Annotated in this window: 1 protein-coding gene and 1 pseudogene; both read right to left on the bottom strand. The window is 47.4% G+C overall.

Annotated features, from left to right (window positions below):
* Nucleotides 1-114, bottom strand: a pseudogene (gene dapF / locus AB4585_RS26545) (diaminopimelate epimerase); the annotation flags it as partial.
* A gap of 9 nt (nt 115-123) precedes the next feature.
* Nucleotides 124-555: diaminopimelate decarboxylase family protein (locus AB4585_RS26550; protein ID WP_408063598.1), on the bottom strand; the 432-nt coding region annotated here is incomplete at its 5' end.

The following is a 555-nucleotide window of genomic DNA, read 5'->3' on the forward strand; positions in this document are numbered from 1 at the left end:
GCGATCAGCAAGACGTCGAATCAATTCTGGCGAAAAGAATATATTTTGAGTAATGCAGTCAACGACCATAAAGTCGTTGCCTAGTCCGTGCATTTTAGAGAAATGGAAATGCATTCTGTTCAATTACTCCGGTAATGTGCTTTCTAGTTGCCATAAGCTTTCAACGCTCTCACGCTGACGAATGAGGTGTAGCGTATCGCCATCCACCATAACCTCGGCAACACGTGGGCGAGAGTTATAGTTTGAGGACATAGTAAACCCATAAGCCCCAGCAGAGCGCACTGCTAGGAGATCGCCTTGTTCTAGCACAAGATTGCGATCTTTACCCAAGAAGTCTCCTGTTTCGCATACAGGGCCAACCAGGTCATAAGTCGTTGGCTCACCTTCTCTTGGTAGCAAAGGCACAATATCTTGCCACGCTTGATATAGCGCCGGACGCATAAGGTCATTCATTGCTGCATCAATAATAGCGAAGTTTTTGTGTTCAGTATGCTTCAGGAATTCAACCTTGGTCAGCAGCACACCTGCGTTAGCCGCGATCGCTCGACCCGGTTC

Origin of the sequence: Vibrio sp. 10N.222.49.C9 (genome assembly GCF_041474985.1) — a bacterium.
Classification (GTDB): Bacteria; Pseudomonadota; Gammaproteobacteria; order Enterobacterales; family Vibrionaceae; genus Vibrio; species Vibrio crassostreae_C.